The organism is Kitasatospora sp. NPDC057518 (assembly GCF_042802075.1).
GTDB lineage: Bacteria > Actinomycetota > Actinomycetes > Streptomycetales > Streptomycetaceae > Kitasatospora.
This window is the reverse complement of sequence record NZ_JBHVEU010000744.1, coordinates 1-2045: the sequence shown is the minus strand read 5'-3', so window position 1 is coordinate 2045 and position 2045 is coordinate 1. Positions and strand designations below refer to the sequence as shown.

The 2045-nt window shown below is 67.2% G+C and carries 2 protein-coding genes; both read left to right on the top strand.

The annotated features are described in order from the left end of the window. Positions 1-162: 162 nt before the first annotated feature. Entirely contained in the window at positions 163-741 is a 579-nt protein-coding gene (locus ACFU7Z_RS39020) for a TerD family protein (RefSeq protein ID WP_049652609.1), read from the top strand. Positions 742-888: 147 nt separating this feature from the next. Continuing rightward, positions 889-1989 carry a DUF475 domain-containing protein gene (locus tag ACFU7Z_RS39015; protein WP_049652607.1) on the top strand — a complete coding sequence of 367 codons (1101 nt, stop codon included), beginning with the start codon at positions 889-891 and terminating at the stop codon, positions 1987-1989. The last annotated feature ends 56 nt before the right edge of the window (positions 1990-2045 follow it).

Below are 2045 nucleotides of genomic sequence, written 5' to 3'. Positions count from 1 at the left end.
GGTCCGGGGCCGCCCCGGCTTCGTCCGACCCGGTGCCGTGCTGGTCCGCGGCGCTGCGAGGATGTGAGTTCAGGAAGTTCAGCCGACCAAAGCCGGTCGGCCGGGGCCGCGGGGGACTACACCTGGATGGCGCCCCGGGAGAAGCAAGGGAGGAAGAACGTCATGGTGGTCACGCTTGCCAAGGGTGGCAACGTCTCGCTCACCAAGGCCGCGCCGAACCTGACGCAGGTTCGGATCGGCCTCGGCTGGTCCGCCCGTTCAACCACGGGCGCCCCGTTCGACCTCGACGCGAGCGCCCTGATCTGCGGTGGCGGGCGAGTGCTCGGTGACGAGTACTTCGTCTTCTACAACAACCTCAAGAGCCCCGAGGGCTCGGTGGAGCACCAGGGCGACAACCTCACCGGCGGCGACGACACGGGTGACGACGAGGTGGTCGAGGTCAACCTGGACCTCGTCCCGGTGCAGGCCGACAAGGTGATCTTCGCGGTCTCGATCTACGAGGCCGAGGCGCGGCTCCAGAACTTCGGTCAGGTCCGCAACGCCTACATCCGGGTCGTCAACTCGGTCGACGGCCAGGAGATCGCCCGGTACGACCTGTCCGAGGACGCGTCCAGCGAGACCGCGATGATCTTCGGCGAGCTGTACCGCTACGCGGGCGAGTGGAAGTTCCGCGCAGTGGGCCAGGGGTACGCCTCCGGCCTGCGTGGCATCGCGCTCGACTTCGGCGTGAACGTACAGTAAGGGCGGAAATCGGACTTATCGCACCCGACCCGATCATGAGAACAGAGGGCAGTGCGGGGGTGGCCTGACCGGGCCCGGCCCGGTCAGGGCGTCTCGGGTACGAGGCCGACCCCGGCACGGCCAAAACCCGAAAGGTAGCCAACTCCCGTGTTCCTCCGCACATTCGGCTGGTCGCTCGCGATCACCGCCATCGGCCTGGTCGCGGCCGGACTGCTCTGGGGAGCCCAAGGCTTCGGCATCGTGCTGATCCTCTCCATCCTGGAGATCTCCCTGTCGTTCGACAACGCGGTGGTCAACGCCACGGTGTTGAAGCGGATGAACCCGTACTGGCAGAAGATCTTCCTGACCGTCGGTGTGCTCATCGCGGTCTTCGGCATGCGCCTGGTCTTCCCGCTGCTGGTCGTCGGCCTCACCGCGAAGCTCAACCCCACGACGGTCATCGACCTGGCGCTGCACTCCGACAAGACCCACGACGGCCTCACCTACGGCCAGTACCTGGAGGCGGCCAACCCGGCCATCGCGGCCTTCGGCGGCGTCTTCCTGCTGATGATCTTCCTCGACTTCATCCTCGGGGAGAAGGACTACAACTGGCTGTCCTGGATCGAGCGCCCGCTGGAGAAGGTCGGCAAGCTGGAGGCCTTCTCCACCGTCGTCGCCCTGGTCGCCCTGCTGCTGGCCTCCAACTTCTTCGCCGGGGAGCACGCGGAAACCGTTCTGCTCGCCGGCGTCCTCGGCCTGGTGACCTACCTCGCGGTCAACGGCCTCTCGTCGATCTTCGAGTCCGGCCTGGAGGCCGAGGAGGAGCGCGAGGAGGAGGCGGAGAAGTCCGGCAAGTCGATCATGCAGGTCGGCGGCAAGGCCGCGTTCTTCCTCTTCCTCTACCTGGAGGTCCTGGACGCCTCGTTCTCCTTCGACGGCGTGGTCGGCGCGTTCGCCATCTCCAGCGACATCTTCCAGATCACCCTGGGCCTCGGCATCGGCGCGATGTACATCCGCTCGCTGACCGTCTTCCTGGTCCGCAAGGGCACCCTGGACGACTACGTCTACCTGGAGCACGGCGCGCACTACGCGATCGGCGCGCTGGCGGCGATCCTGCTGGTCGGCATCAAGTTCCACATCCCGGAGATCGTCACCGGCCTGATCGGCGTCGCCTTCATCGGACTGGCACTCGGCTCGTCGATCCTGCGCAACCGGCGCGAGGGCGCCGGCGAGGACGAGGAACCGGAGCTGGTGGGCAGCGGCAAGTAGCCGCCCACGCGGTCCGCAGGACAAGCTGAAAGGCCGCCCCCGGGGTCTCCCGGGGG

Coding starts and splice junctions, on each gene's coding strand:
- ACFU7Z_RS39020 (WP_049652609.1), top strand. CDS start 163: ATGGTGGTCACGCTTGCCAAGGGTGGCAACGTCTCGCTCACCAAGGCC.